The 23,545-nt window shown below is 64.3% G+C and carries 23 protein-coding genes; 7 read left to right on the top strand and 16 right to left on the bottom strand.

Translation table 11 applies throughout. From position 1 onward, the window contains the following. Positions 1-273 precede the first annotated feature (273 nt). The gene (locus tag H2509_RS08745) at positions 274-624 is read right to left on the bottom strand and encodes an endonuclease domain-containing protein (RefSeq protein ID WP_235974821.1); all 351 of its coding nucleotides are present in this window, start codon (positions 622-624) and stop codon (positions 274-276) included. Positions 625-769: 145 nt separating this feature from the next. Continuing rightward, complete coding sequence (locus H2509_RS08740) at positions 770-2,149, bottom strand: formimidoylglutamate deiminase (RefSeq protein WP_182164388.1); 1,380 nt, start codon at positions 2,147-2,149, stop codon at positions 770-772. Positions 2,150-2,284: 135 nt separating this feature from the next. Here H2509_RS08740 and hutI point away from each other — a divergent pair, with 135 nt between their 5' ends. The 6 genes from hutI (at position 2,285) to H2509_RS08710 (ending at position 9,157) form a co-directional block, all read left to right on the top strand. After that, positions 2,285-3,490 carry an imidazolonepropionase gene (gene hutI / locus H2509_RS08735; RefSeq protein ID WP_182164386.1) on the top strand — a complete coding sequence of 402 codons (1,206 nt, stop codon included), beginning with the start codon at positions 2,285-2,287 and terminating at the stop codon, positions 3,488-3,490. Further along, a complete protein-coding gene (hutH, locus tag H2509_RS08730) occupies positions 3,490-5,037 on the top strand; it encodes a histidine ammonia-lyase (protein WP_182164384.1) in 1,548 nt (515 codons plus the stop codon). Before hutI ends, hutH begins: the two co-directional genes overlap by 1 nt. After that, entirely contained in the window at positions 5,034-5,852 is an 819-nt protein-coding gene (gene hutG / locus H2509_RS08725) for an N-formylglutamate deformylase (protein WP_182164382.1), read from the top strand. Before hutH ends, hutG begins: the two co-directional genes overlap by 4 nt. Positions 5,853-5,865: 13 nt before the next feature. Continuing rightward, positions 5,866-7,539, top strand: a complete 1,674-nt coding sequence (gene hutU / locus H2509_RS08720; RefSeq protein WP_182164380.1) for a urocanate hydratase — start codon at positions 5,866-5,868, stop codon at positions 7,537-7,539. 66 nt (positions 7,540-7,605) lie between these two features. Continuing rightward, positions 7,606-8,664 (top strand): type III polyketide synthase, encoded by a 1,059-nt coding sequence (locus H2509_RS08715; RefSeq protein ID WP_182164378.1) that lies wholly within the window; start codon positions 7,606-7,608, stop codon positions 8,662-8,664. Further along, complete coding sequence (locus H2509_RS08710) at positions 8,657-9,157, top strand: isoprenylcysteine carboxyl methyltransferase family protein (protein WP_182164376.1); 501 nt, start codon at positions 8,657-8,659, stop codon at positions 9,155-9,157. The genes H2509_RS08715 and H2509_RS08710 overlap by 8 nt, the downstream gene beginning before the upstream one ends. On the opposite strand, the gene H2509_RS08705 is transcribed toward H2509_RS08710, so the two are convergent. Genes H2509_RS08705 through H2509_RS08675 form a run of 7 tightly spaced genes read right to left on the bottom strand, consistent with a single transcriptional unit; the run spans position 9,154 to position 16,681 of the window. Then, complete coding sequence (locus H2509_RS08705) at positions 9,154-10,446, bottom strand: TRAP transporter large permease (protein ID WP_182164374.1); 1,293 nt, start codon at positions 10,444-10,446, stop codon at positions 9,154-9,156. The genes H2509_RS08710 and H2509_RS08705 overlap by 4 nt on opposite strands. A 12-nt stretch (positions 10,447-10,458) precedes the next feature. Beyond that, positions 10,459-10,962: a TRAP transporter small permease gene (locus tag H2509_RS08700; RefSeq protein ID WP_182164372.1), complete on the bottom strand. Its 504-nt coding sequence runs from the start codon at positions 10,960-10,962 to the stop codon at positions 10,459-10,461. Continuing rightward, the gene (locus H2509_RS08695; RefSeq protein ID WP_182164370.1) at positions 10,959-11,981 is read right to left on the bottom strand and encodes a TRAP transporter substrate-binding protein; all 1,023 of its coding nucleotides are present in this window, start codon (positions 11,979-11,981) and stop codon (positions 10,959-10,961) included. Before H2509_RS08695 ends, H2509_RS08700 begins: the two co-directional genes overlap by 4 nt. Positions 11,982-12,024: 43 nt before the next feature. Continuing rightward, the gene (locus tag H2509_RS08690) at positions 12,025-13,569 is read right to left on the bottom strand and encodes a class I adenylate-forming enzyme family protein (RefSeq protein WP_182164368.1); all 1,545 of its coding nucleotides are present in this window, start codon (positions 13,567-13,569) and stop codon (positions 12,025-12,027) included. A 12-nt stretch (positions 13,570-13,581) separates the two neighbouring features. Next, the gene (locus tag H2509_RS08685; protein WP_182164366.1) at positions 13,582-14,853 is read right to left on the bottom strand and encodes an acyl-CoA dehydrogenase family protein; all 1,272 of its coding nucleotides are present in this window, start codon (positions 14,851-14,853) and stop codon (positions 13,582-13,584) included. Then, entirely contained in the window at positions 14,850-15,638 is a 789-nt protein-coding gene (locus H2509_RS08680) for an alpha/beta fold hydrolase (protein ID WP_182164364.1), read from the bottom strand. Before H2509_RS08680 ends, H2509_RS08685 begins: the two co-directional genes overlap by 4 nt. Beyond that, the gene (locus tag H2509_RS08675; protein WP_182164362.1) at positions 15,635-16,681 is read right to left on the bottom strand and encodes a M29 family metallopeptidase; all 1,047 of its coding nucleotides are present in this window, start codon (positions 16,679-16,681) and stop codon (positions 15,635-15,637) included. The genes H2509_RS08680 and H2509_RS08675 overlap by 4 nt, the downstream gene beginning before the upstream one ends. A 125-nt stretch (positions 16,682-16,806) precedes the next feature. On the opposite strand from H2509_RS08675, the gene H2509_RS08670 reads away from it, so the two are divergent. Further along, the gene (locus H2509_RS08670; RefSeq protein ID WP_182164360.1) at positions 16,807-17,247 is read left to right on the top strand and encodes a MarR family winged helix-turn-helix transcriptional regulator; all 441 of its coding nucleotides are present in this window, start codon (positions 16,807-16,809) and stop codon (positions 17,245-17,247) included. A 27-nt stretch (positions 17,248-17,274) separates the two neighbouring features. Here the strand turns inward: H2509_RS08670 and H2509_RS08665 are convergent, their stop codons facing one another. From H2509_RS08665 to H2509_RS08635, 7 genes are all read right to left on the bottom strand, one after another. Further along, complete coding sequence (locus H2509_RS08665; protein ID WP_182164358.1) at positions 17,275-17,622, bottom strand: RidA family protein; 348 nt, start codon at positions 17,620-17,622, stop codon at positions 17,275-17,277. A 42-nt stretch (positions 17,623-17,664) separates the two neighbouring features. Next, positions 17,665-18,789 (bottom strand): NAD(P)/FAD-dependent oxidoreductase, encoded by a 1,125-nt coding sequence (locus H2509_RS08660; RefSeq protein WP_182164356.1) that lies wholly within the window; start codon positions 18,787-18,789, stop codon positions 17,665-17,667. A 10-nt stretch (positions 18,790-18,799) separates the two neighbouring features. Continuing rightward, the gene (locus tag H2509_RS08655) at positions 18,800-19,831 is read right to left on the bottom strand and encodes a histone deacetylase family protein (protein WP_182164354.1); all 1,032 of its coding nucleotides are present in this window, start codon (positions 19,829-19,831) and stop codon (positions 18,800-18,802) included. Positions 19,832-19,844: 13 nt separating this feature from the next. Continuing rightward, positions 19,845-20,363 (bottom strand): GNAT family N-acetyltransferase, encoded by a 519-nt coding sequence (locus tag H2509_RS08650; RefSeq protein ID WP_182164352.1) that lies wholly within the window; start codon positions 20,361-20,363, stop codon positions 19,845-19,847. Continuing rightward, positions 20,350-21,276 (bottom strand): BKACE family enzyme, encoded by a 927-nt coding sequence (locus H2509_RS08645; protein WP_182164350.1) that lies wholly within the window; start codon positions 21,274-21,276, stop codon positions 20,350-20,352. Before H2509_RS08645 ends, H2509_RS08650 begins: the two co-directional genes overlap by 14 nt. 270 nt (positions 21,277-21,546) lie before the next feature. Then, complete coding sequence (locus H2509_RS08640; RefSeq protein WP_182164348.1) at positions 21,547-21,966, bottom strand: hypothetical protein; 420 nt, start codon at positions 21,964-21,966, stop codon at positions 21,547-21,549. Positions 21,967-22,142: 176 nt separating this feature from the next. Further along, positions 22,143-23,495, bottom strand: coding sequence for an aminotransferase family protein (locus tag H2509_RS08635; protein ID WP_182164346.1), 1,353 nt, complete (start codon positions 23,493-23,495; stop codon positions 22,143-22,145). Positions 23,496-23,545 lie beyond the last annotated feature (50 nt).

Genomic DNA, 23,545 nt, shown 5'->3' with positions numbered 1-23,545 from the left:
GGTGAGGGAGCGCGGGGCGGGAGCGGCTGCGCTGCAATTCCCTCTCCGGCCGGGAGAGGGTCAGGGTGAGGGGATTATGCCTTATTTCCAATTCCGCCATGCTGGGGTGCTTTCAATAGTGAAGCACTTTGAAACGAAAGGCTTTCGGTAGTGGCATGCACCGCCGGTGCCGCGCGCCAGCCTCTCCCCAATGGAGAGGTGAACGAGTGCGGGGCGGGAGCTGTCGTGCCGCAATTCCCTCTCCCGTCGGGAGAGGGTCAGGGTGAGGGGACATCACCGCAGTTCCAAATGCGCGAGTATGTCTTCCAGAACGTTTTCCAGATCCGTCATGACGGCGTGATTCCAGTAGCGAACCACCTTGAAACCAAGCGTTTCCAATAAGACCGTGCGCTGTCCGTCTTGTGCCGCCTGCATTGAATGCTGCCCGCCATCCAGTTCGACAATCAACTTGGCGTCGTTGCAAAGGAAGTCAGCGACAAATCGATCGATGGGCACCTGACGGCGGAACTTCCAGCCGTTCAGCTGCCGGTTTCGCAGCCTCGCCCAGAGCCGGCGTTCGGGGTCCGTTTGATTGCGTCTCAAGGCACGCGCGAGCTGGATCCGACTTTTCATGTAGAAAAGCATTATTCAATTAAAAATTGTGTACAAGTAGATCCCCTCACCCGGTGCTACGCACCGACCTCTCCCTCAGGGAGAGGTGAGGGAGCGCGGGGCGGGGGCGGCTGCGCTGTAATTCCCTCTCCCGCCGGGAGAGGGTCAGGGTGAGGGGTCAAAGCGCTTCGCGCAGTTCGGCTACGGCCTTGCGATAGCGTGCCTCGATCGCCTCCCGCTTCACATGCCGGCCTCCGCGGACCATGTGCCGGCCGGCGGACCATACGTCGCTGACGAGGTGTGCCGGGCTAGCAAAGACGAAGGCGTCGAGTAACGCGTCGCCGACGAGTCCGTCGAGGGCAAGACTTTCGCCATCAAGTGCCACGAGATCGGCAAGCCGGCCCGGCGCGATTTCGCCCGCATGACGGAAGAGCGCCTGCGCCGAACCTTTTGCGGCACCCTCGTACAAGGTACGGCCGCAGGAACGGCCGGGGCTTGCCAGCACGGCGCGTGACCTCTCGTTGAGGCGCTGCGAATATTCCAGTTGTCTCAATTCTTCCGGGAGCGCGATCAGTACGTTGGAATCGGAACCGATGGCGAAACTGCCACCGGCCTGCAGAAATCGCCTGCCGTTGAAAATGCCGTCGCCGAGATTGCCTTCCGTGATTGGGCACAGCCCGGCCACCGCCTTGCGCCGGGCGAGACCTTCCGTCTCGCCCTCCGTCATGTGGGTCGCGTGGATGAGGCACCAACGTCCGTCGACGGGATAGTTGGCAAGCAGGAATTCGACCGGCCTCAGGCCATAGGCGGTGGTAACGGCCTCGATCTCGGCGACCTGCTCGGCCGCATGGATATGCACCGGACCATCGGGCAGGAGACCGCAGACGGCCGCAAGCTCGTCCCTTGTGACGGCGCGCAGGGAATGCGGTGCGGCACCGAGTCTTGCGTCGCCGGGCAACCCGCCGATCGCCTCCCGGCACAGGCCGAGAAGCGCGTCGAAGTCGTCCAGTCCCATCTCGAACCGCTTCTGGCCGCCGGCAAGGGGGCGGCCGTCAACACCGCCCTGCGTGTAGAGAACGGGAAGATGGGTAAGGCCGATCCCCGTTTCGGCGGCTGCCGCCATGATGCGCAGCGACAGTTCTGCGGGGTTGCCGTAGGGCGTGCCGCTAGGAGCATTGTGGAGATAGTGGAATTCGCCGACCGCGGCGTAACCCGCTTCCAGCATTTCCACCTGCACTTGCGCGGCGATCGCCTGCACCTGATCGGGCGAGAGCCGGTCGAGGAAGCGGTACATCACCTCGCGCCAGGTCCAGAAGCTGTCCCGTGCCGCCCGGCTCCTGCGTTCCGCCAATCCTGCCATCGCACGCTGGAATGCATGGCTATGGACATTGCCGGGTGCCGGCAGCAGCACGCCGACTTTGTAAATACCTGACGCATCGAACTTTTCCGATACACTCGATACGGATGCGATACGGCCGTCCGCACCGATCTCGACCAGCATGTTTCGCGCCCATCCGGTGGGCAGCAGCACATGGTCGGCATGGAGACGCGTGGTCATCGGCAGCCCTTCCTCGGTCCGGCGCCAAGCTGTCGCAAGGTCACCTTACGTTTCGTCATTGACAAATATGTATAGACATATTTTAGATTGACTGCCAGCCGAAAGACGCGGCCGGATCGGTAAGGGAACGTAGTCATGTCCGCTCGCCTCATCGTCGATGCGCGTGCAGCCACCATGACGGGCGCTGCGCCCTATGGCCTGGTGGAGGGCGCGGCGATCGCGATCGAGGGCGATCGCATCGCCTGGGTCGGGCCGTTCAATCACCTGCCACGCTATTTCGCGGGCTGGCCCCGCCAGTCGGTGGAGGGCCGGCTGGTGACGCCGGGGCTGATCGATTGCCATACCCATCTGGTGCATGGCGGCAACCGGGCGCGCGAATTCGAGATGCGTCTTCAAGGTGCCAGCTATGAGGATATTGCACGCGCCGGCGGCGGCATCCTTTCCACCGTGACGGCAACCCGCGAAGCGAGTGAAGATGAGCTCGTCGCCTTGGCGCTGCCGCGCCTCGATGCGCTGATCGCGGAAGGCGTCACCACCGTGGAGATCAAATCGGGATATGGGCTGACGATCGCCGACGAGACGAAAATGCTGGAAGCGGCCCGTCGGCTTGGCGAGGAGCGTGCGGTCCGTGTCAGGACGACCTATCTCGCCGCCCATGCCGTCCCGCCCGAATATGCGAGCCGGCCGCATGCCTATCTGGACGATGTGGTGCTGGCCGGCCTCGACGACGCGGAATCCAGAGGCCTTGCGGATGCGGTTGACGGTTTCTGCGAAGGGATCGCCTTTTCGCCGGACCAGATCGCGCGGGTCTTCGACAAGGCGGCGTTGCTCGGACTGCCGGTCAAGCTTCACGCCGAGCAGCTCTCCAACCTGGGCGGGGCAGCGCTGGCGGCTTCCTACAATGCGCTCTCCGCCGATCATCTGGAATATCTAGACGAAACCGGCGTGGATGCCATGGCACGAACCGGCACCGTCGCCGTGCTGCTGCCTGGCGCCTTTTATACGCTGCGCGAGGCGCAGCTTCCGCCGGTCGATCTGCTGCGGAAGGCGGGAGTTCCCATCGCGCTTGCCACCGACTGCAATCCCGGCTCCTCGCCGATGACGTCTATCCTGCTCGTGCTCAACATGGCGGCTACCCTATTTCGACTGACGCCGGAAGAAGCCCTGGCGGGCGTGACGCGCGAAGCCGCGAAGGCCCTTGGGCTGGAGCGGGAAGCGGGCACGATCGAAGCGGGCAAGCGGGCGGACCTCGCCATCTGGGATGTCGAGGAACCGGCGGAACTCGCCTATCGCATCGGCTTCAACCCGCTTCATCAGCGCATCTTCGGAGGCAACGCGTGATGGAAACCCTCGTTCCGGGGCATACGAGTCTCGGCCAACTCGAACGCATCTACCGGGAAGGCGTGCCGGCCCGGCTCGACGATGGCGTGAGGGAAGCGGTCGACCGTGCGGCCGGCATCATTGCCGGGGTCGCGGCAGGAGGCGAAGCGGTCTACGGCGTCAATACCGGTTTCGGCAAGCTGGCGAGTGTGCGTATTCCGCCGCAGGACGTCGCGACCCTGCAGCGCAATCTGATCCTGTCCCATTGCTGTGGCGTCGGCGAGCCGCTCGACGAAGACATCGTCCGTCTCGTCATGGCGATCAAGATCCTGTCTCTGGGGAGGGGCGCTTCCGGTGTGCGCTGGGAGATCGTCGCGCTGATCGAGGCCATGCTGGAAAAGGGCGTGACACCGGTCATCCCGGCGCAGGGCTCGGTCGGCGCTTCCGGAGATCTCGCTCCGCTTGCCCATATGACCGCGGTGATGATCGGCGAAGGCGAGGCGATCTACCGGGGCGAGCGCATGGCCGGTGCGGCGGCGCTTGCGCGCGCCGGGCTGAGGCCGGTGGAGCTTGGCGCGAAGGAGGGGCTTGCCCTCATCAACGGTACGCAGGTTTCCACCGCCCTGGCGCTGGGCGGCCTCTTCAAGGCTTTTCGCGCTGCGAGTTCCGCGCTGATCACGGGAGCGCTTTCGACGGACGCTGCTATGGGATCCGCAGCGCCCTTCCGTCCGGAAATTCATGCGCTCCGCGGTCAGCCTGGCCAGATCGAGGCGGCGCGCGCGCTGCGGGCCCTGATGGAAGGCTCGGAAATCCGCGAAAGCCATCGACAGGGCGACGAGCGGGTGCAGGATCCCTATTGCATCCGCTGCCAGCCGCAGGTGGATGGCGCCTGCCTCGACCTGCTGCGGCAGGCTGCCGAAACCTTGCAACGCGAGGCGAACGCGGTCACCGACAACCCGCTGGTTCTTTCCGACGGTTCGGTGGTCTCCGGCGGCAATTTCCACGCCGAGCCCGTGGCCTTCGCCGCCGACCAGATCGCGCTTGCAATCGCCGAGATCGGGGCGATTTCCCAGCGCCGTATCGCGCTGCTGGTCGACCCGGCGCTGAGCTATGGCTTGCCGGCCTTCCTGACGCCGAAGCCGGGCCTCAATTCCGGATTGATGATAGCCGAGGTGACTTCCGCCGCGCTGATGTCGGAAAACAAGCAGCGCGCCGCACCCGCCTCGATCGATTCCACCCCGACCTCCGCCAATCAGGAAGACCATGTCTCGATGGCCTGCCATGGCGCGCGTCGACTGCTCGACATGACGGCCAACCTGGAGCGTATCATCGGGATCGAGGCGGTGACGGCGGCGCAGGGGGTGGAATTCCGTGGCCCGCTGCGGACCGGCACGGAGTTGCGCAAGGCGCTTGCCGCGATCCGTCGGGCCGTGCCGCGGCTGGAAGCGGATCGCTATCTCGCCGGCGATCTGGAGGCGGCTGCCCGTCTTGTCGCGGAAGGCATTCTTTGCGCGGAAATATCGGACGGAATTTTGCCGAAGCTCGAGCGAACGGAGGGGCGTTCATGAAAGCGGTCGAGGTAACCGAAGGCGCGTCGCCCGTCATCCTGGGTATGCCCCATACGGGGCTCCATATCCCGCCGACCATCATGAAGCGGCTCAACCTGCGCGGCCACATGATGAGCGATACGGACTGGCATGTGGAACAACTCTATGCCGGCCTGCTGACCGACGCGACGCGGGTGCGCGCTACCTTCCACCGGTACTGCATCGACGCCAATCGCGATCCCGAGGGCGCAAGCCTCTACCCGGGACAGAATACGACGGGTCTGGTGCCGGAAACCGACTTCGACGGCCAGCCGATCTGGAACGGCGGCGAGAAGCCGGGGCCGGTGGAGACGCGCGAGCGGATCTTCCTCTACCACAAGCCCTATCACGAGGCGCTCGCCAGCCAGATCGCCAGGATCAAGGCAATCTACGGTGTCGCGATCCTGTTCGACTGCCATTCGATCCGCTCCGAGATTCCCTTTCTTTTCGAGGGCAAGCTCGCCGACTTCAACATCGGTACCAACGACGGCACGACCTGCCATCCGGAGATGGAGAAGGCTGTGGCGGAGATCTGCCGGAACGCCGACGGCTACACGACAACGCTCAACGGCCGCTTCAAGGGCGGCTGGACAACCCGGCATTACGGCCGCCCGGAGACCGGCGTCCACACGATCCAGCTGGAGATCGCCCAGTCCGCCTATCTGGAGAGCGAGGACACGCCCTTCCACTATTCCGAACTGAAGGCGGCGAACCTCAGGCCGCATCTTTCCGACATTCTCCACCGCCTGGAACAGCTTGCTCTCGATGGGGTGCTGGATCGCGCGGTCGGCAGTTGAGGAGGCCCGTGCCATGACCAGTCCCCGTCACAACATCCGCACCGTGCGCGCCGATCGTGGCCCGGAGATTTCGGCGAAGTCCTGGATGACAGAAGCGCCGCTCAGGATGCTGATGAACAATCTCGACCCGGAAGTCGCCGAAAAGCCGCACGAACTGGTGGTCTATGGCGGTATCGGGCGCGCGGCGCGCACCTGGGACGATTTCGACCGTATCGTCGCGACGCTGAAGTCCCTTGAAGAGGACGAAACGCTGTTGGTGCAATCCGGCAAGCCGGTCGGCGTGTTCCGTACCCACAAGGACGCGCCACGGGTGCTGATCGCCAATTCCAATCTCGTGCCGCACTGGGCGAACTGGGATCATTTCAACACGCTCGATAAGGTCGGGCTGATGATGTACGGCCAGATGACGGCCGGGTCCTGGATCTATATCGGCTCGCAAGGCATCGTTCAGGGCACTTACGAGACCTTCGTGGAGGCCGGCCGCCAGCACTATGACGGCGACCTCAAGGGCAGGTGGATCCTGACCGCCGGGCTCGGCGGCATGGGCGGCGCGCAGCCGCTGGCCGCCGTGATGGCAGGCGCCTGCTGCCTGGCCGTGGAGTGCAATCCCGACTCCATCGATTTCCGGCTGCGCACCCGCTATCTCGACGAAAAGGCCGACAACCTCGACGAGGCGCTGGAAATGATCGACCGCTGGACAAGCTTGGGGGAAGCGAAGTCTGTCGGCCTGCTCGGCAATGCGGCCGAGATCTTCCCGGAACTCGTCCGTCGCGGCGTGCATCCCGACATCGTCACCGACCAGACCTCGGCGCATGACCCGCTGAACGGCTATCTGCCCAGGGGCTGGAGCATGGCCGAATGGCTGGAAAAGCGGGAGAGTGACCCCCGCGCCGTCGAAAGGGCGGCCCGCGCTTCGATGCGCGAGCACGTGGAGGCCATGGTCGCCTTCTGGGATGCCGGCGTGCCTACCCTCGACTACGGCAACAACATCCGCCAGGTCGCCAAAGACGAGGGACTGGAGCGCGCGTTTGCCTTTCCAGGTTTCGTGCCGACCTATATCCGCCCGCTGTTCTGCCGGGGCATCGGCCCGTTCCGCTGGGCAGCCCTTTCCGGCGATCCGGAGGATATCTACCGCACCGACGAGAAGGTGAAGGAGCTCCTGCCGGATAACGAGCACCTGCACACCTGGCTCGACATGGCGCGCGAGCGCATCGCCTTCCAGGGCCTGCCGGCACGCATTTGCTGGGTGGGGCTTGGCGATCGTCATCGACTGGGGCTTGCCTTCAACGAGATGGTCGCCAAAGGCGAGTTGAAGGCGCCGGTGGTGATCGGCCGCGATCATCTCGATTCCGGCTCCGTCGCCTCGCCGAACCGCGAGACGGAAGCGATGAAGGACGGTTCGGACGCCGTTTCCGACTGGCCGTTGCTGAATGCGCTTTTGAACTGCGCGTCCGGGGCGACCTGGGTGAGCCTGCATCACGGCGGCGGCGTCGGCATGGGCTTTTCCCAGCACTCGGGCATGGTGATCTGCTGCGATGGCAGCGAGGACGCCGCGCGCCGCATCGGCCGCGTGCTCTGGAATGACCCGGCGACCGGTGTCATGCGCCACGCGGATGCGGGCTACGAAGTGGCCCTCGACTGCGCGCGCGAGCATGGACTCAGGCTGCCGGGAATACTCGGCAACTGACTTGGATGCCGTCAGGTAACGGTGGCTTGTTTTGTGGCATTGCCGTGACGTGCCCATACTAAGGCCATGGCTTATCCGGTTTCGGTTCTGGGCCTTGCAACTGCTCAGCCGCCCTATCTGCTTGATCAGGCGGACGTGGCCCGCCGGGCGCAGGCAATCTTCGCGGATGCCTTCGCACGCTATCCGCAGCTCGCCGATGTCTTCGCCAATTCGGGGATCGAGCAGCGCCACGCGGTGCGCCCCGCGGATTGGTATGAGGCTCCGCGCGACTGGCGCGAGCGCTCTGCCGTCTACCTGGAAAGTGCCGGCGAGCTGTTCCTTGAAGCTGCACGTGCGGCACTTCATCGCGCGGGTGTCTCGGCGGATAACGTCGATGCCGTCGTCACCGTCTCGTCGACGGGCATCGCGACACCGAGCCTTGAAGCGCGCATGGCGCGGCAGTTGGGCTTGCGCAGCGACGTGGTGCGCGTACCCGTCTTCGGCCTGGGTTGCGCAGGTGGCGTATCCGGCCTGGCGCTCGCGTCGCGGCTGGCGGTTGCGATGCCCGGAAAGACGGTGCTTTGCGTCGTCGTCGAACTCTGTACCCTCGCATTCAGGCGCGACCGTTGCGCCAAGGCGGATATCGTCGCCACGGCGCTCTTCGGCGACGGTGCGGCCGCAACAGTCCTGCGGGCGGGTGGCGGTTATGAAGGCTCGATCCGGCTCGGCATCAGTGGCGAGCATTTGTGGCCTTCGACACTCGACATCATGGGCTGGTCGGTTGATCCCATCGGCTTTGGCGTTGTGCTGTCTCGGGCCTTGCCAGGCTTTGTCGAACAAAGGTTCGCTGAGCCGGCCAGGGCTTTTCTGAAGACGGCAGGGTTGGAGAATTCCGGAGCGCATTATGTCTGCCACCCCGGTGGCGCCAGGGTGCTGACCTCGCTGGAGATCGCGCTCGGGCTGGAAGGCGGAAGCCTGGGGCATGAACGCGAGGTTTTGCGCAGTCATGGCAACATGTCCGCGCCCACGGTTCTGTTCGTTCTGGAGCGGGCGATCGCGCGCGGATTGAGCGGGCCTGCGGTCCTGGCTGCGCTGGGGCCGGGCTTCACGGCAAGTTTCCTCGCCATCGAGGCGGGAGATGCCTGAAGCCGTCTACCTTCTGGGCTTCCTCACGTTGCAACGGCTGGCGGAGCTCGTCTGGGCGCAAAGCAACACCAGACGGCTGATGGAGAAGGGCGGCGTGGAATTCGGCCGGAGCCACTATCCTGGGATCGTCGCCCTGCACGGCTCGTGGCTGCTTGGCCTCTGGGTGCTGGGTCATGCGGCGCGGGTCGAGGGGTTCTTTCTCGTGCTCTTCGCCATTCTGCAGATCGGCCGCCTTTGGGTCCTGCTCGCACTCGGTCGGCGCTGGACGACGCGCATCATTGTAATCCCGGGCGAAGAACTGGTCGCGCGCGGTCCCTTTAGGCTGATGCGCCATCCGAATTACGCCATCGTCGCGGCGGAAATTGCGGTCGTGCCGCTTGCGCTCGGGCTGCCGGCCTATGCGCTCGTTTTTTCCGCTCTCAATCTCTTGCTTCTGGCGAAGCGCATCCGCGTTGAGGACGCGGCGCTCGCCTGGGCCAAGAGCCAAGCCTAGCCCATCAGGCTCGGCAGGAAGAGGACGATCGCCGGAAAGGCGGCGATCAGGATCAAGCGGACGATATCTGCCGCGAGGAAGGGGAAGATGCCGCGGAAGATCGTGCCGATCGGGATGTCGGGGAGCACGGTCTTCAAGACGAAGACATTGAGCCCGACTGGCGGTGTGATCAGGCTGATCTCTGTGACCACGACGACGAGTATGCCGAACCAGACGAGATCGTAGCCGAGCGAAGCCATGACGGGCGCGAAAATCGGCACGGTCAATAGCACCATCGACAGGCTTTCCAGCACCATGCCGAGCACGAGATAGATCGCCAGCACCACGGCGAGGATGGCGGGTGCCGGCAGGCCGGACGAGCGGGCCAGGTCGCTCAGCGCCGCCGGAAGGCCGGCAATATTGACGAAATTGGAGAAAATGAGCGCGCCGATCAGGACCATGAACATCATGGTTGTCGTGGCGGCGGTTTCGGCGAGGACGTCGAGCAGGATGCGGGTCGTTAGCCGCCGGCGGAACAGGGCGATGAAGAAGGCGCCGGCTGCGCCGATGCCTGCGGCTTCCGTTGCGGTGAAGACGCCCAGATAGATGCCGCCGATGACAAGCAGGAAGAGGCCGAGGATGCCGACGACGCCCTTCAACGCGGCAAAACGTTCGCGATAAGGAAGGCGCGGTCCGCGTGGACCGGCCTCTGGCGAGAAATGGCAGACGGCACGCACTGCGGCCATGTAGCCAAGGATGCCGAGAAGGCCGGGGATGATGCCGGCGATGAAGAGCCGTGCGATGTCCTGCTGCGTGGTGACGCCGTAAAGGACGAGAATGACGCTCGGCGGAATGAGGATGCCGAGCGTGCCGCCTGCCGCGATTACGCCGGTGGCGAGGCTGTCGTCATAGTTGAAGCGACGCATTTGCGGCAGCGCGACCTTGCCCATGGTTGCCGCCGTTGCCAGCGACGACCCGCAGACGGCGGAAAAGCCGCCGCAGGCCACGGCTGTTGCCAGCGCGAGTCCTCCGGGCTTGTGACCGAGCCAGGCGTTGCAGGCGGCGTAGAGCTCGTCCGACAGCCCGCCGCGCGTCACGAGATTGCCCATCAGCACGAAAAGCGGGACCACCGAGAGGGAATAGGAAAGGCCTGTGTCGAAGGTCGTCTGCCCGACGATCGCCATGGCCGGGGTGAAGCCCAGGATTGCGGCGAGGCCGAGTGCGCCGACGGCCGCCATCGCCATGGCGATCGGCACACCGGCCATCATGACGACGATGAGGATGACGAGGCCAGGAAGCCAGGTTTCCATGCAGGGCTGGTCCTATTGCCGCCGGAGAAGGATGGTGAGGGCGCAGAACGAACCCGCGGCAGCAAGGAATGCCATGACGCCGGCAACGGGGCCGAGCGGGATGCGCAGGAACACGGTCGCATCGCCATAGGCCGATAGATCCCGCGCAATGATGCCGAGCCGCCAGGCAAGCATGGCCAGCACGCCCGCCGTCAGCGCTTGTGCGAGCCGCAGCAGAAGGCGGCGCAGCACGTTCGGCGCGCGGCTTGTCAGCAGGTCTACCGTCACGTGCTCCTGGCGCAGGGTGACAAGTGGGAGTCCGACGAAGATTATCAGGCCGAGCAGCACTTCCGTCAGTTCGAACGCCCCGGGAAGGGGGGAGGAAAAGACATAGCGGCCGATCACGTCGACGAAGGTCACGGCCATCATCACGAGAAGCAGAAGGGCGGCAATGATCCTCAATCCGCCCAGAAACAGACCGCCGATGCGGGCGGCCGGACCGGGTTCTCCCGATCCGGACCTTCCGAAATCCGTCATTTCGTGGCCGCGGCGATTTCGCCCTTCAGCATGTCCATCGCGGCGGCGCCGTCTATGCCGGCATCTCTTGCGGCGGCAAGAAAGCCGTCCTCGACGCCGGCGAGCTTCTCGGCAATCGCCGCCGTGAGAGCTTCGTCGGCCACCGAAATGGCGACGCCCTTGTCGGCCATCACCTTGGTGCCGGCTTCGTCGGCGGCATCCCAGGCCTGGCCGGCGAGACGGGCCAGCGCTTCGCCGGATACCTTGTCGATTGCCGCCTTCTCCGCATCCGTCAGCTTGTCCCAGCTCTGCTGGTTCATGATGACGAAAAAGGAGGTGTTGTAGAGGCCACCCGGCACGTTGGTGCCATAGCGGATAACCTCGTCGATGCGGAAGAAAGGTACGGATTCGGCCGGAAAGAGGATGCCGTCGGCAACCCCGTTCGACAGGATCTCATAGACCTGCGGCGAGGGAGCCTGAACGCCGACCATGCCGAGGCGCTTAGCGATTTCGGCGACGACACCGCCGCCGATGCGCATCTTCAACCCCTCCATATCTGCAAGTGAGGTTACCGGTTTGGCGGTGGTGTAGATCGCGCCCGGGCCATGGGTGAAGACGGTGAGAAGCTTGACGCCGTCATGCTCGTTCGCCTTGGAGAGCATTGCGTCCTGCACTTTCCAGTAGGCAACGGAAAGCGCTTCCGCGCTGTCGGAGAGGAAGGGGCCCTCGACGATCGGCGTCAGCTTGAACCGGCCCGGCGTATAGCCGTGCACGCCGTAGCCGATATCGGCCGCGCCGCTCTTGATCAGGTCGAACTGCGCCGGCGGTTTGCCGATCGGTGAAGCCATGATTTCCACTTTGACGCTGCCGCCGGTCGCTTCCTCGACTTGCCTGCCCCAGGGCTCGAGAATGTCGCGGACGATCGGATGCGAGGGCGGCAGCCAGTTGGAGACGCGCAAGGTGGTTTCCGCTGCGGCCGGTGCCGAAAGCATCGCGCCCAGGGCGGTGGCAAACGCAATTTTCCCGAAAATCCGACGCATGCTCATCCCCTCTTTGGTTTTTGTACTGCCAAGGCTGCCCGGCTCACTCCGGCGTGGCGCTGTCGCCGCCGTCGCTGGCCCGAGCCATGATTTTCACCAGATCGACCCTGATCTTGCCAAGTGCATTTCGCGGCAATTCATCGGCAAAAACAACAGCCTTGGGATGTTTGTATCGGGCAAGCCTTCCATCGAAGACGGAAAGCACCGCCTTTTCGTCGCGCGAATGGCCCGGCTTGGTCACCACGACGGCCACCGGCACCTCGCCCCAGCGTGGGTCCGGGCAACCTACGACGGCTGCCTCGCCGATCCAGTCGATTTCGCGCAGTATCCGTTCGAGTTCAGCCGGATAGATATTCTCGCCACCGGAGATGACGACATTTTTCAGTCGGTCCTTGAACCAGTAAACGCCATTTTGATCGACGAGGCCAAGATCGCCGGAGCGGAACCAGCCGCCCCGGAAATTCTCGTCGCGGCCGGCATCCCGGCCCCAATAGCCGGCAGTCACCGTATCGCCGCGAAGCTCTATCTCGCCGACCTCGCCGGGTGCGGCAGGGCTGCCGTCTGGCCGGGCGATGCGCGCCTGCGTGTGGAGGCCCGGGCGGCCGATGGCACCAAGCTCGTCGGGGGCGTCGGTTACCTGCTGGTAGATGGCAATTGGCGCGGTTTCGGTGGAGCCGTATATCTGGATAACCGGCGCGCCGCGCGCAATGAAGGCGCGCATCATCTCGACCGGAACGTCCGAGGAGCCTGTGGCAACGGCCTTCAGGCTTGAAATATCCGCCTTCTCCCAGTCGGCGTGGCCGATCATAGCCGCCATGGTTGCCGGCACGAGAACGGTGAGCGTGGGTTTGTCGGCTGCAATTGCGGCAAGCGTCTCACCGGGATGGAAGCGCTCGTGCAGGATCACGGCCGCACCGAGGTAGAGGGCGGGAGTGGTCTGGATGTTGAGCCCGCCGACATGGAACATCGGCAGTACCGTCAGCACCAGGTCTTCGGCGGTCATCGCGTGCATGTGGCGGGAATTGAGCGCATTGGCGAGGATCGCGCGCTGGGTCAGCACCGCGCCTTTCGGGCGCCCCGTTGTTCCCGAGGTATAGACGATCAGAAGCGGATCGCTCTCCAGTCCTTCTCCGGCCGCGAGGGCCGGCGCCCCTTCTAGCAGGTCATTCAACCCGCCGGTTGCCGGATCGACTTCGACGGTCTTCGGTTCTTCCCCGCCGGTTTCCCGCAGTGCCTCTGCAATTGCAGGCAGCATTTCCCGAAAGGCAGGCTGATGGACGAGCAGCTTGGCGCCGCTGTCGGCGACGGCATGGGCGAGTTCAGGAGGAGCAAGCCGCCAGTTCAGGGGCACGACTATCGCGCCAAGGCGGGCTGCGGCGAAAAGCAGCACCAGCATGTCGGGTGCGTTGTAGCCGAGCCAGGCGAGGCGGTCGCCACGGGAGATGCCATGTTTGATCGATAGCCAATGGGCTGTGCGGCCGATTGCGCGATCGAGTGCGGCATAGGTCAGCGTCCAGCCCTGGAAACGGATCGCCGGCTTTTCGGGTGAAAAGCGCGCATGGGTCTCAATCCACCGGTCGATAGTCATGGGGTGAGCGTATCAATCGTCCGTTTCGCCGGGAAGATAGAGACTTTCCCGCCCTATGCGGTCGAGGCAGATCTCCGCCGTCCAAGGAAGCATCAGCGAACCGCAGCGGCTGTCGCGGTAGAAACGTTCCAGCGGCAGGGATTTCAACATCGACTGCCCGCCGCAGGTGCGGATTGCGAGCTGGCAGATCTCGTTGGAGTTCTCCATCACGGTGTAGTGGGCGGCCCAGGCGCGCATGATCTGCTCGCGCGAAGGATCCGGGCCGGCCTCGGTGATCGCCTGGAACCACAGCGCCTTGGCCTGTTCGAGCATCAGGTGCATCTGCGCGACGCCCAGTTGCTTGGTCGGATACATCCGCCGCTTGACCGGCGGCAGACCCGGCACTTCGCCACGCAGGTACTGTACGGTGAAATCGTATGCCGCCTGCGCGATGCCGAGATAGGTGGGCGACAGGGTCATGAACATATGCGGCCAGCGGCTGGCGGCCTGGTAATAGACGCCGCGCGGCATCAGCGCCTCTTCCTCGGAAACGAAGACATCCTCGAAGATGAGAGTGCGCGAGACGGTGCCGCGCATGCCGAGCGGATCCCACGGTCCGACAACCGTCACGCCCTCGGCTCTGGCGGGTACGGCGATATAGAGCGTGTCGCGGCGGCTCGGCCTTTCGCCGGGCCGGAATTCGCCGCAAAGGATGCCGTAATAGTCGGCATGGCCGGAGAGAGAGGCGAAGATCTTCTTGCCGCTGATGAGGAAGCCTCCGTCGACCCGCGTGGCGCTGGTCGAAAAGGGGGCTGCGCCGGCCGCCGCGGCTCCTCCCTCCGAAAAAGGCTGCGAATAGATCGCGCCATCCTCGAGAATGCGGCGATAGTGCATCGACCGGCGGCGGCGGTGCGCCTCGCGCTCGATGGCCGGCATGTCGAGATCGTCGGTCAGCGCGCCCGTCCAGAGGCAAGAGCAGACGTGCATGTTCCAGGTCAGGGCGGTCGCGCCGCAATAGCGGCCGATCTCCGCCGCAGTCATCATGTAGGCGCGGAAGGAGGCGCCTTCGCCGCCGTCTTCTCTGGGCACGCAGATGCCGAGCAGTCCGGCCTCGTGCATGTCGCGGTAATTTTCCGTCGGAAAAGAGGCCTCCGCATCGAAGCGGCTCGCGCGCTGCGCGAATTTCGACATGCCGATGCATCGGGCCCGCGCGCCGAGTTCCTCTTCCTGCTCGGTAAGGCGGAAGGCCATCGGATCGAAGATCGGCCGGTCTGTTGCTATCAGGTCCAGGTCCGCTTCGGTCATGCTGTATCTCCGCCGATGGTGTCCGAGTAGAAGCCCCGCAGCAATGCGTTATAGGCATCCGGTGCCTCCAGCGGCGCCAGGTGGCCGATACCGGGTAGGCAGGCGAAGCGCGCGCCTTCGATGCTTTCCGCCATTTTCTTCAAGGTTGCCGCCGGCCCGTTCGTGTCCTCCTCACCCGCTATGACAAGGGTGGGAACGCAGATCCGCTTCAGATCCTCGCGCCGGTCGAAAGTGGCGAGGCAGCGGATCACTTCGCGATAGGTGTCAGGAGAAAGGCGGCTCATCGCCTCTTGCGCGATGGCGACCGCAGTCGGTTCGGATGCCGAGCCGACCAGCTTAGGTACGAAGCCGGCTGCAAGCTCCGGGATCGTCTTGCCGGCATCGAGCGGCGCCAGCCGGTCGGCGATGAATTTCCTCTGGAATTCGCCGTCACGGCTGCCGAAGGCGGAGGTGGTTGCCGAAAGCACGAGCGTGGCGACACGCTCTGGATGCCGGGCGTAGAATTCCTGAGCGACCATGCCGCCAATCGAGTGACCCACCAGGTTGGCTTTACCGATGCCGAGATGATCGATGAGGGAAAGCAGCGTTTCGGCGAGGCCTTCGAAGCTCATCGGGCCATCGAGCGGCGTGTCGCCATAGCCGGGCATGTTCCAGGCGATCACCGTAAACGTGTCGCTCAAACCCGAAAGCTGCGGTGTGAACATACCCGCCCCGGCGCCAATGCCGTGCAGAAGGATGATCGTCTCCCGCCCCGCCCCCTGCTTTTCAAAGGAAGGGACTCTCACCGCAGATGCTCCGCAAGCGTGCCGTCGGTCACGACGGCTTCGCCGTCAAGGGCGATCGTGCAGCCGCGAACCGGTATGTCGAAATGACCTTTGGTGTAGCGGCCGGCAAATTCGTTGGCGCCGGTGGAGAAAAGGAAATTGCCGGCAAAGGCGCGCAGTTCGGTGCCGTTCGTATCGCGCTGACCGTACATGGCAAGGGCTTCGTAGCGTGCGGCTTCGTTCATACCGAAGCCCACATGGCTGACCGCATAGGCTTCCCTGTCGCCCCAGGCGGCGAGATAACGGCGCATCAGTTCAGCATCCGTCCCTTCGCCCTCGATTGCCGTCACATAGTCGTCCACGATCGTCAGCGTGACGGGGCGTTCCAGGTAACGCTTGAAGGTAAGGTTGATGTCTCCCGCGTCGAGCACCAGGCGGCCATTTACCGAGCCTGCCTTCGGAAAGCTGACGACGAGGCCCGCCGGCCAATGAGCGACCGTGCCCGGTCGGTCGCACCAGCCCCAGACACCCACGGTTGACGCGCCTTCCATCGCGACAGTGAGATCGGTTCCGGCTGGCGAGACGACCGTCATTCGTTGGCTTGCCCGCGCCTGCCTGACCGCTGCCTTGACGCGCGTTTCGTCGCGGGGCTGGGGAAGGAGGCGCTCCAGGGCATCCGGATGTTCATTGGAAATCATCAACAGGCGGGCGTCGCCGGAAATCACCTCCGGCAACTCGGCCGCATGCAGCAAGCCTTCGACAGTGAGGTCCACCACGAGGCTGCTTGCCTTTAGCGCCGCGATCGCGGCCTTGTGGCCCGACAGCGCATCCGAGGCTCCGGTAGATCGCACCGGCACCGGCGCATGCTGCGGCCGGCTCGGTACGGTTACATGAAAGACCGTTGCGCCGAGCCGCTGCAGGGCGAGCTCCGCCAGCTGGACATTGAGTGCGCGCGACTGGGTTTCGGAAAGGATCGCCACCTCTTCGCCGGCCGCCACCTTGCAGAGGCGGAAGACGGCTTGGAAGGCGTCGAGCCACTTTCCCTCGATCCGGTCCGCGAACATGCCACCTCTCAATCGCCGAGATATTTGGCCGCAAAACTTTATGCCAATCGTCTGGCGGAGCGTAGCAATATCGTTATTGTATGAAAAGGAATAATTATAAGCATAAACCATAGGGGAATTACGGCATGCAGGGGGGTGATCGCTTCATCGACGGCTATCTGCTTTATCTGCTTGCCCGCGCCTCGAGCATTGCCAGCGCCGAGTTTCATCAGGAAATTCGCAGGTGCGGCTACACCGTGGCTCACTGGCGGGTTCTGGCCGCGCTGAAGGGGATCGATGGCGTGACGGTCGGCGACCTTGCCGATATCTGCCTCGCCAACCAGCCGGCGATCAGCAAGACCATCGAGAAGCTGGTGGGAATGGGGCTGGTCGAGCGGTCGAGCGACGATACCGACCGCCGTCGCGTCAGGGTCTGCCTGACGCGGGACGGCGATGCGGCGGTGGATCTTTTGATCGCAGCGGCAAGGGAGCACCAGGCGCGGCTGGTCGATGCCATGGGACATGACGAAACCACAGCGCTCGTGCGGGCGCTTACCCGCGTCATTGAGCGTTCGGTGGCAGGCTGAGGCGCGCCGCGCAAGTCGGCCGGAGCGTCAGTCGCGGGCGGCGACGATGATGATCTCGACCTTGTATTGGGGACCAGCGAGCTTCGACTCGCCCGTGGCGCGCGCCGGCGGATTGGCCGGATCGACCCAGGCATCCCAGACCTTGTTCATCTCGGCAAAGTCCGCCATGTCCGCAAGCCAGATGGTCGCTTGCAGCAGTTTGGACTTGTCCGTTCCGGCTTCCTTGAGGAGCCGGTCGATGGAGGCAAGCACTTCCGTCGTCTGTTCGGCGACGCCCTTGCCCGGCGTGCCGACCTGGCCGGCGAGATAGACCGTATTGCCGTGAATGACCGCCTGGCTCATGCGCGGGCCTGGTTCGATGCGGTGAATGGCCATGATGTTTCCTTTCCGGTGAAGCTGGGGATTGCGGATGCCGGACTACCGTCCGGCAAAGCGTGCGGGGCTCAGGGCGGAGACGAGCGTTTCATCCAGGCCTGGGAGGTCGGGCTGCCTGTGAAGCAGCAGGTCGGCGGCGAGCCGCGACAGGGCCGGCGCCGTCTGCATGCCGTAGCCGCCCTGTCCGGCCAGCCAGAAGAAGCCTTCCGCCGAGGGGTCGTAACCGCAGACCGGCGTGCGGTCGGGTGCGAAGGTACGCAGACCCGCCCAGGACGTTTCCACCCGGTCTATCGGGATCGTCACCGCCTGCTCGAAACGGTACAGGCCCTCGGCAAGCACCATGTCGTCGGCAAAGACGTCATGCGGCTCGACGAGATCCTCGTCGGCGGGCGAAACCAGCATCCGCCCGCTTTCCGGCTTCATGTACCAGCGCTCCGCGGCATCGGCGACGAGTGGCCAGCGGCTGCAGTCGACGCCATCGGGTGCCGGCAGGACAGCCATGGAACGGCGCATGGCGACGAGGCCAACGGGCGCTGCTCCGGATCGGGCGGCGACGATATCCGCCCAGCCGCCTGCGGCGTTCACCAGCACTCCGGCTTCGATCTCGCCGGCTGCCGTCCTGATGCGCCAGCGGCCGGTTGTCCGCTCGGCGGACAGCAGTTCGGCGCGGCACAGGACTTGACCGCCCGAGCGACGGTGGCGTTTGAGGAAGCCCTGATGCAGCGCGTGTACGTCGATATCTTGCGCATCCGCTTCATAAGCCGCGCCCGCAATCGCGCCGGCCTTGAGGATTGGCACCCGCCTGACGGCCTCGGCAGCCGAAACTTCGTCCAGGCCCTCGCCATCCGCCAGATGCTTGGCGAAGTCACTCAGCGCTTCCGTGTCGGCAATGGTCAGGATGCCGCGCGGGGTCAGCAGCGCCTCGGGAAAGAACTCCGGATCGGCGTCCTGGAAGAGCGGCGCGGAGGCGCGCGACAGGGCGCGGATCGGCGCATTGCCGTAATTCTGGATGAAGATGGCCGCCGAACGCCCGCTCGAATGGTAGGCGGGCCGCTCCTCCTGTTCGAGGAGGACCGCACTGCATTGGCCGGCAAGGCTTGCCGCCAGCCCGGCGCCGGCAATTCCCGCGCCGACGATCGCCACGTCGAATTGCCGGAGGTCGTTCATCGCCAGATCCTCAGATCGTGTGGGTCGTGCCGAAGCCTGTGAGGAAACTCGTCAGGTTGTCGGAGAGGGCATCGCAGAGGTAACCGCCTTCCTGAATAATCGCGGTTGGCAGCTTCAGATCTCCCAGCTTCTCGCCGATCCGGGCGAAGCCGTCCGTCGAAACGCCGAGACCGCCGAAGGGATCGCCCTCGAAGGCATCCAGGCCGAGCGCGACGACGATCGCCGTCGGTGCGAAGGCGCGCACCCTCAGGAGCGCCGCGTCGAGTGCCGACAGGAACGCGTCGTCCTTCGAACCGCGCGGCAGCGGCAGGTTGAAATTGTAGCCGAGCCCTTCGCCTTCGCCTCGCTCGTTCGCGTGGCCCCAGAAGAAGGGGTAAAAGCGCACCGGATCGGCATGCAGCGACACGGTCAGGATATCGGCGCGACGATAGAACATGCTCTGCGTGCCGTTGCCGTGATGCAGGTCGACATCGATGATGGCGACGCGGTCATGGGCGCGCCGCAGATGCTGGGCCGCAATGCCGGAATTGTTCAGGTAGCAGAAGCCGCCGGCAAGATCGGCCGTCGCGTGGTGCCCGGGCGGGCGCGACAGGCCATAGGCGGCGGCCTCGCCGGCAAGCACCAGTTCGGCGGCATGCACGGCGGTATTGGCGCTCCATAGCGCCGAAGTCCAGGTTTCCGCCGAAATCGGGCAGGAGGTGTCGGCCATGTGGTACCCGGCCTGGCCGACGGCGGATGCCGGATAGGCGAAATCCCTCCTCTCGGGATGGATATTCGGGACGACCTCCGCCGAGGCATCGGGAATGCGTTGCCAGCGCGTGTAGATATTGGCCAGGAACTGAAGATATTCCGGCGTATGCACGGCTGCTGCCGGGCCAAGGCCGTAGTCCTTCGGGGCGATCTGCTGCAGGCCCGCCGCGCGAGCGCCGGCAAGCAGCCTTTCGATGCGTTCGGGTACTTCCGGGTTGCGCTGCTGCCCGCCGGAGGAGAGGAAATGGCGGGGATAGTGCCGCGCCTGTTCGTCGTGATAGATGACTTTCATCGTTCCTGTCCGGTCAGATCCCGGCATCGACCAGGGCCGTGAATCCCGGCGTGTCGAGATCGTAGAATTGGTCGTCGGCGAACCAGGTGAAGCCCAGCCGGTCGTAAAAGCGCTGTGCGGCGCGATTTTTCGCATCTACGGCAAGGCGGATGAACGAGGCGCCGTCCCGCGCGCCGATCCTTCCGGCTTCGGCAAGGAGGCGACGGCCGAGACCGGACGCGCGCTCGCTCTCTGCGACATAGATATCCTGCACGAACATGCCGCGTCTGCCGCGCCATGTCGAATAGATCGGGAACCAGAGGCAGAGGCCGACCGCGTCGCCGGAGCGTTCCGCAATCAGTGCGCTGAAGGCGGCCGGCGCGGCAAGACCTGTGCGGATGTCCTCCACCGTCGCCGACATCGCATCGCTGCTTTCCAGATGGCCGGCAAGCGCCTTCAATAGACCGTGAACGAGGGTGGCATCCTCCGCATTCGCCATGCGGAAGCTGACGACGCCCGCGCGATCCGCCGCGATCTCGTCAGAAGGCGACACGATCCGCTCCCTTTAGCGCCAGGGCTTCACGGGCTTCGGATGCGCTGGCGACTTCGAAGTCGAGCTCTTCCAGGATGCGGCGGATGCGGGCGACCTGATGACCGTTGCCTGGCGCAAGATCCCGTCTGGCACCGTCCGTGAGACTGTCTTCCAGCCCGACCCGCACATGGCCGCCGAGCATCACGCCCATGCTGCCAAGCCTGAGTTGCTGATAACCGGCGGCGAGCACCGAGAACTCGTAGGCATCGCCGAGCAACCGGTCGGCGGTCGCCTTCATCGTCATCAGCGTTTCCGCCGAAGCATCCGCGCCTCCCAGCACGCCGAGCACGAACTGAACGAAAAGCGGTGGTTTGACGAGGCCTTCCTTGAGGAAATAGGCCAGCGTTCGGATATGGCTGAGGTCGTAGCATTCGAACTCGAAGCGCGTGCCCGACGCGCCAAGCTCCGTGACGATGGACGCGATATCCGTGAAGGTGTTCTTGAAGATGACGTTGCGGGTGTTTTCCAGATACTGCCGCTCCCAGTCGTGCTTCCAGTCGCTGTAGCGGCTGGCGAGCGGGAAGGTGCCGAAATTCATCGACCCCATGTTGAGCGAGCACATTTCCGGCAGGGCCGCACGCGCGGGCGCTAGCCGGTCGTCGAGCGTCATCTGCGTGGAGCCGCCGGTCGAAATGTTGATGACCGCATCGCAGTTCTGCTTGATGCGCGGCAGGAAACCCATGAAATCCTCGACGCTTGCGCTGGGCTTGCCGGTCTTCGGATCGCGGGCGTGCAGATGCAGGACGGTTGCCCCCGCCTCGGCCGCCGCGATCGCCTCGCGCGCGATCTCGTCCGCCGTCACCGGCAGATAGGGGCTCATGGTCGGGGTGTGGATCGAACCGGTTACCGCGCAGGTAAGAATGACTTTCCGCATGGCTTCAGTACCTTTCCTGCGGCAGGCCGAGCCTTGCGGCAAGTACCGCAAGGCTGTCGGTCAGCTTGTCGACACGATTGTCGAGAAGTTGGAGCAAGACGAATAGCGGCGGACAGGCTGCGACGCAATTGCCCTCCCTTCCGCTATCCGCGTCGACCACGGCACCGCGTCGTCAGGCTTTGCACACCTGCTTCGGATGGCTACCCCGTGCAACCGGACGCTGCTCCATCGTCTCCTGATCGGCGCGGGTTTCAATCCGGCCGATCGGCCCTAGAGCGCTGCAAGCCATTCCTGGATCTTCACCGAGTCCGGATTGTTGTTTGCCGGGGTAAGACGTTCGAAGCCCGTTCCCGGATTCGTGACGAAAGCCAGATCCGCAACGACGCGCGTTCCGGCCGGTACCTTGGCGAAGGTGAGGCGAATTCTCGCGTTGGGCACGGAATTCCACTGGGACCCCAGAAGGGCCGCAGCCACCGGATTCTCCACTGGCTTTTCGAAGGTCATCGAATACGGAGTGTCCGCAGTTACGGCGTAACCGTGATTGATCAGCTCGTTGATGGCGCTGTTCTTGACGACTTCAACGCTTTTCCTGGTCGTTACCTCCGGCCGTCCGCTCGCGGTATTGTGCTGGACGCCCTGGCAGGCAACGAGAGCGAATGCTATTGCAAGCGATGCTAGAATTTTTTTCAATTTAGCCCCCACTGATTGTGGGTGGCATGAATAGGGGATTCGCAAGTCTTGCGGAAGTAGATCAATTCGATCCTGGAACCGGTCGCTCGTCCCGGAGCTCGGGAAATCCAGGCAACAACCGGCACGACTCGGTAGACGATAAACCTGCGAATTAATTCAACGCCTTACCTGGGCAATCAATACCCCTCCTGCGGCAGGCCGAGGCTTGCGGCGAGTGCCGCTAGGCTGTCGGTCAGCTTGTCGACGATCTCGTCCAGATGTTCGCGCGTCACGATCAATGGCGGACAGACCATGAAGTGATCGCCTTCGCGCCCGCCGCGCGTGCGCCTTGAATAGATAATGAGGCCGCGCGAATAGGCTTCGTCCACCAGCTTCAGATAGGCATTCTGAGCGGCCGGAAGCGGCGTCATCGTTTCGCGGTCGGAGACGAGTTCGAAGGCGAGCAGCAGCCCCTTGCCGCGCACGTCGCCGATGAAGGGAAAACGCTTCATGAGGAGTTCGAGCCGCTCCTTCAGCGCAGATCCCATACGCTCCGCATTGCCGCAGAGATCCTCGCGTTCGATTTCTTCAAGCACGGCAAGGCCCGCGGCGCAGGCGAGCGGATTGCCGGCATAGGTATAGCCGTGCTGGAACCCGCCGGCATCGAGCACCGGCTCCACCAGCCGGTTATGCGCGACCATGGCGCCGAGCGGCGCGTAGCCGGCGGCAAATCCCTTCGACAGCGCGATGAGGTCGGGTGTGATCCCCCAATGCTCGGCCGCCAGAAACCGTCCGGTGCGGCCGGCGCCGGTCATCACCTCGTCATAGATCAGCAGGATGCCGAATTCGTCGCAGATCTCCCGGATGCGGCCGTAGTAGCTGTCTGGGGCGACGAGCGCGCCGGTCGACGCGCCTCCTACCGGTTCCATGATGAAGGCAAGAACGGTTTCGGCGCCTTCCTCCAGAATCTTGTCGCGCAGCAGATCAGCATATTTCAGTCCGCGCTCGTGCGGGGAAAGATTGTCGCGGTCGAGATAGGCGCGGGGAGCGGCGATCTTCGGCATTTCCCGCATCATCGGCAGAAAGGGCGCGGTCAGCGGATCGTAGCCGGTCACCGCCAGCGCGCCGAGCGTCGAGCCGTGGTAGGACGGCATGCGCGAAATCACCTTCCAGCGACTGTCCTGACCGGTCGCCACCGCATATTGGCGGGCAAGCTTGATCGCGCTTTCCACCGCTTCCGAGCCACCGGAGACGAAGAAGACCCTGTCGATCCCTTCCGGCATCAGGGAGGCGGTCTTAGCGGCAAGCCTTTCGGCCGGCTCGTTCTCGAAATGCAGCCGGTAGGCGAAGGTCGCCTTTTCCATCTGGCGGCGCATCGTTTCCAGAACCCGGGCATTGGAATGGCCGATATTGGCGACCATCGCGCCGCTGGAGCCGTCGAGATAGCGCTTGCCGTCGACATCCCAGATGTAGACGCCCTCGGCGCGGTCGACGAGAGGGCGGCGCAGGCGGGACTGATAGAAGAGATGCGAGGGTTCGCGCGCTGTCATGAAGGCCATCCGGCAAGACTGAAGGCGGGGATAACAAGACCGAGGGCGGA

Source organism: Stappia albiluteola, from assembly GCF_014050225.1.
Taxonomy (GTDB): domain Bacteria; phylum Pseudomonadota; class Alphaproteobacteria; order Rhizobiales; family Stappiaceae; genus Hongsoonwoonella; species Hongsoonwoonella albiluteola.
This window is presented reverse-complemented; position numbering and strand designations above follow the sequence as displayed.

What these genes read in the sequence shown, in the direction of transcription:
- H2509_RS08745 (WP_235974821.1), bottom strand. Translation starts at nt 624, where the DNA reads ATGCTTTTCTACATGAAAAGTCGGATCCAGCTCGCGCGTGCCTTGAGA.
- H2509_RS08740 (WP_182164388.1), bottom strand. Translation starts at nt 2,149, where the DNA reads ATGACCACGCGTCTCCATGCCGACCATGTGCTGCTGCCCACCGGATGG.
- hutI (WP_182164386.1), top strand. Translation starts at nt 2,285, where the DNA reads ATGTCCGCTCGCCTCATCGTCGATGCGCGTGCAGCCACCATGACGGGC.
- hutH (WP_182164384.1), top strand. Translation starts at nt 3,490, where the DNA reads ATGGAAACCCTCGTTCCGGGGCATACGAGTCTCGGCCAACTCGAACGC.
- hutG (WP_182164382.1), top strand. Translation starts at nt 5,034, where the DNA reads ATGAAAGCGGTCGAGGTAACCGAAGGCGCGTCGCCCGTCATCCTGGGT.
- hutU (WP_182164380.1), top strand. Translation starts at nt 5,866, where the DNA reads ATGACCAGTCCCCGTCACAACATCCGCACCGTGCGCGCCGATCGTGGC.
- H2509_RS08715 (WP_182164378.1), top strand. Translation starts at nt 7,606, where the DNA reads ATGGCTTATCCGGTTTCGGTTCTGGGCCTTGCAACTGCTCAGCCGCCC.
- H2509_RS08710 (WP_182164376.1), top strand. Translation starts at nt 8,657, where the DNA reads ATGCCTGAAGCCGTCTACCTTCTGGGCTTCCTCACGTTGCAACGGCTG.
- H2509_RS08705 (WP_182164374.1), bottom strand. Translation starts at nt 10,446, where the DNA reads ATGGAAACCTGGCTTCCTGGCCTCGTCATCCTCATCGTCGTCATGATG.
- H2509_RS08700 (WP_182164372.1), bottom strand. Translation starts at nt 10,962, where the DNA reads ATGACGGATTTCGGAAGGTCCGGATCGGGAGAACCCGGTCCGGCCGCC.
- H2509_RS08695 (WP_182164370.1), bottom strand. Translation starts at nt 11,981, where the DNA reads ATGCGTCGGATTTTCGGGAAAATTGCGTTTGCCACCGCCCTGGGCGCG.
- H2509_RS08690 (WP_182164368.1), bottom strand. Translation starts at nt 13,569, where the DNA reads ATGACTATCGACCGGTGGATTGAGACCCATGCGCGCTTTTCACCCGAA.
- H2509_RS08685 (WP_182164366.1), bottom strand. Translation starts at nt 14,853, where the DNA reads ATGACCGAAGCGGACCTGGACCTGATAGCAACAGACCGGCCGATCTTC.
- H2509_RS08675 (WP_182164362.1), bottom strand. Translation starts at nt 16,681, where the DNA reads ATGTTCGCGGACCGGATCGAGGGAAAGTGGCTCGACGCCTTCCAAGCC.
- H2509_RS08670 (WP_182164360.1), top strand. Translation starts at nt 16,807, where the DNA reads ATGCAGGGGGGTGATCGCTTCATCGACGGCTATCTGCTTTATCTGCTT.
- H2509_RS08665 (WP_182164358.1), bottom strand. Translation starts at nt 17,622, where the DNA reads ATGGCCATTCACCGCATCGAACCAGGCCCGCGCATGAGCCAGGCGGTC.
- H2509_RS08660 (WP_182164356.1), bottom strand. Translation starts at nt 18,789, where the DNA reads ATGAACGACCTCCGGCAATTCGACGTGGCGATCGTCGGCGCGGGAATT.
- H2509_RS08655 (WP_182164354.1), bottom strand. Translation starts at nt 19,831, where the DNA reads ATGAAAGTCATCTATCACGACGAACAGGCGCGGCACTATCCCCGCCAT.
- H2509_RS08645 (WP_182164350.1), bottom strand. Translation starts at nt 21,276, where the DNA reads ATGCGGAAAGTCATTCTTACCTGCGCGGTAACCGGTTCGATCCACACC.
- H2509_RS08635 (WP_182164346.1), bottom strand. Translation starts at nt 23,495, where the DNA reads ATGACAGCGCGCGAACCCTCGCATCTCTTCTATCAGTCCCGCCTGCGC.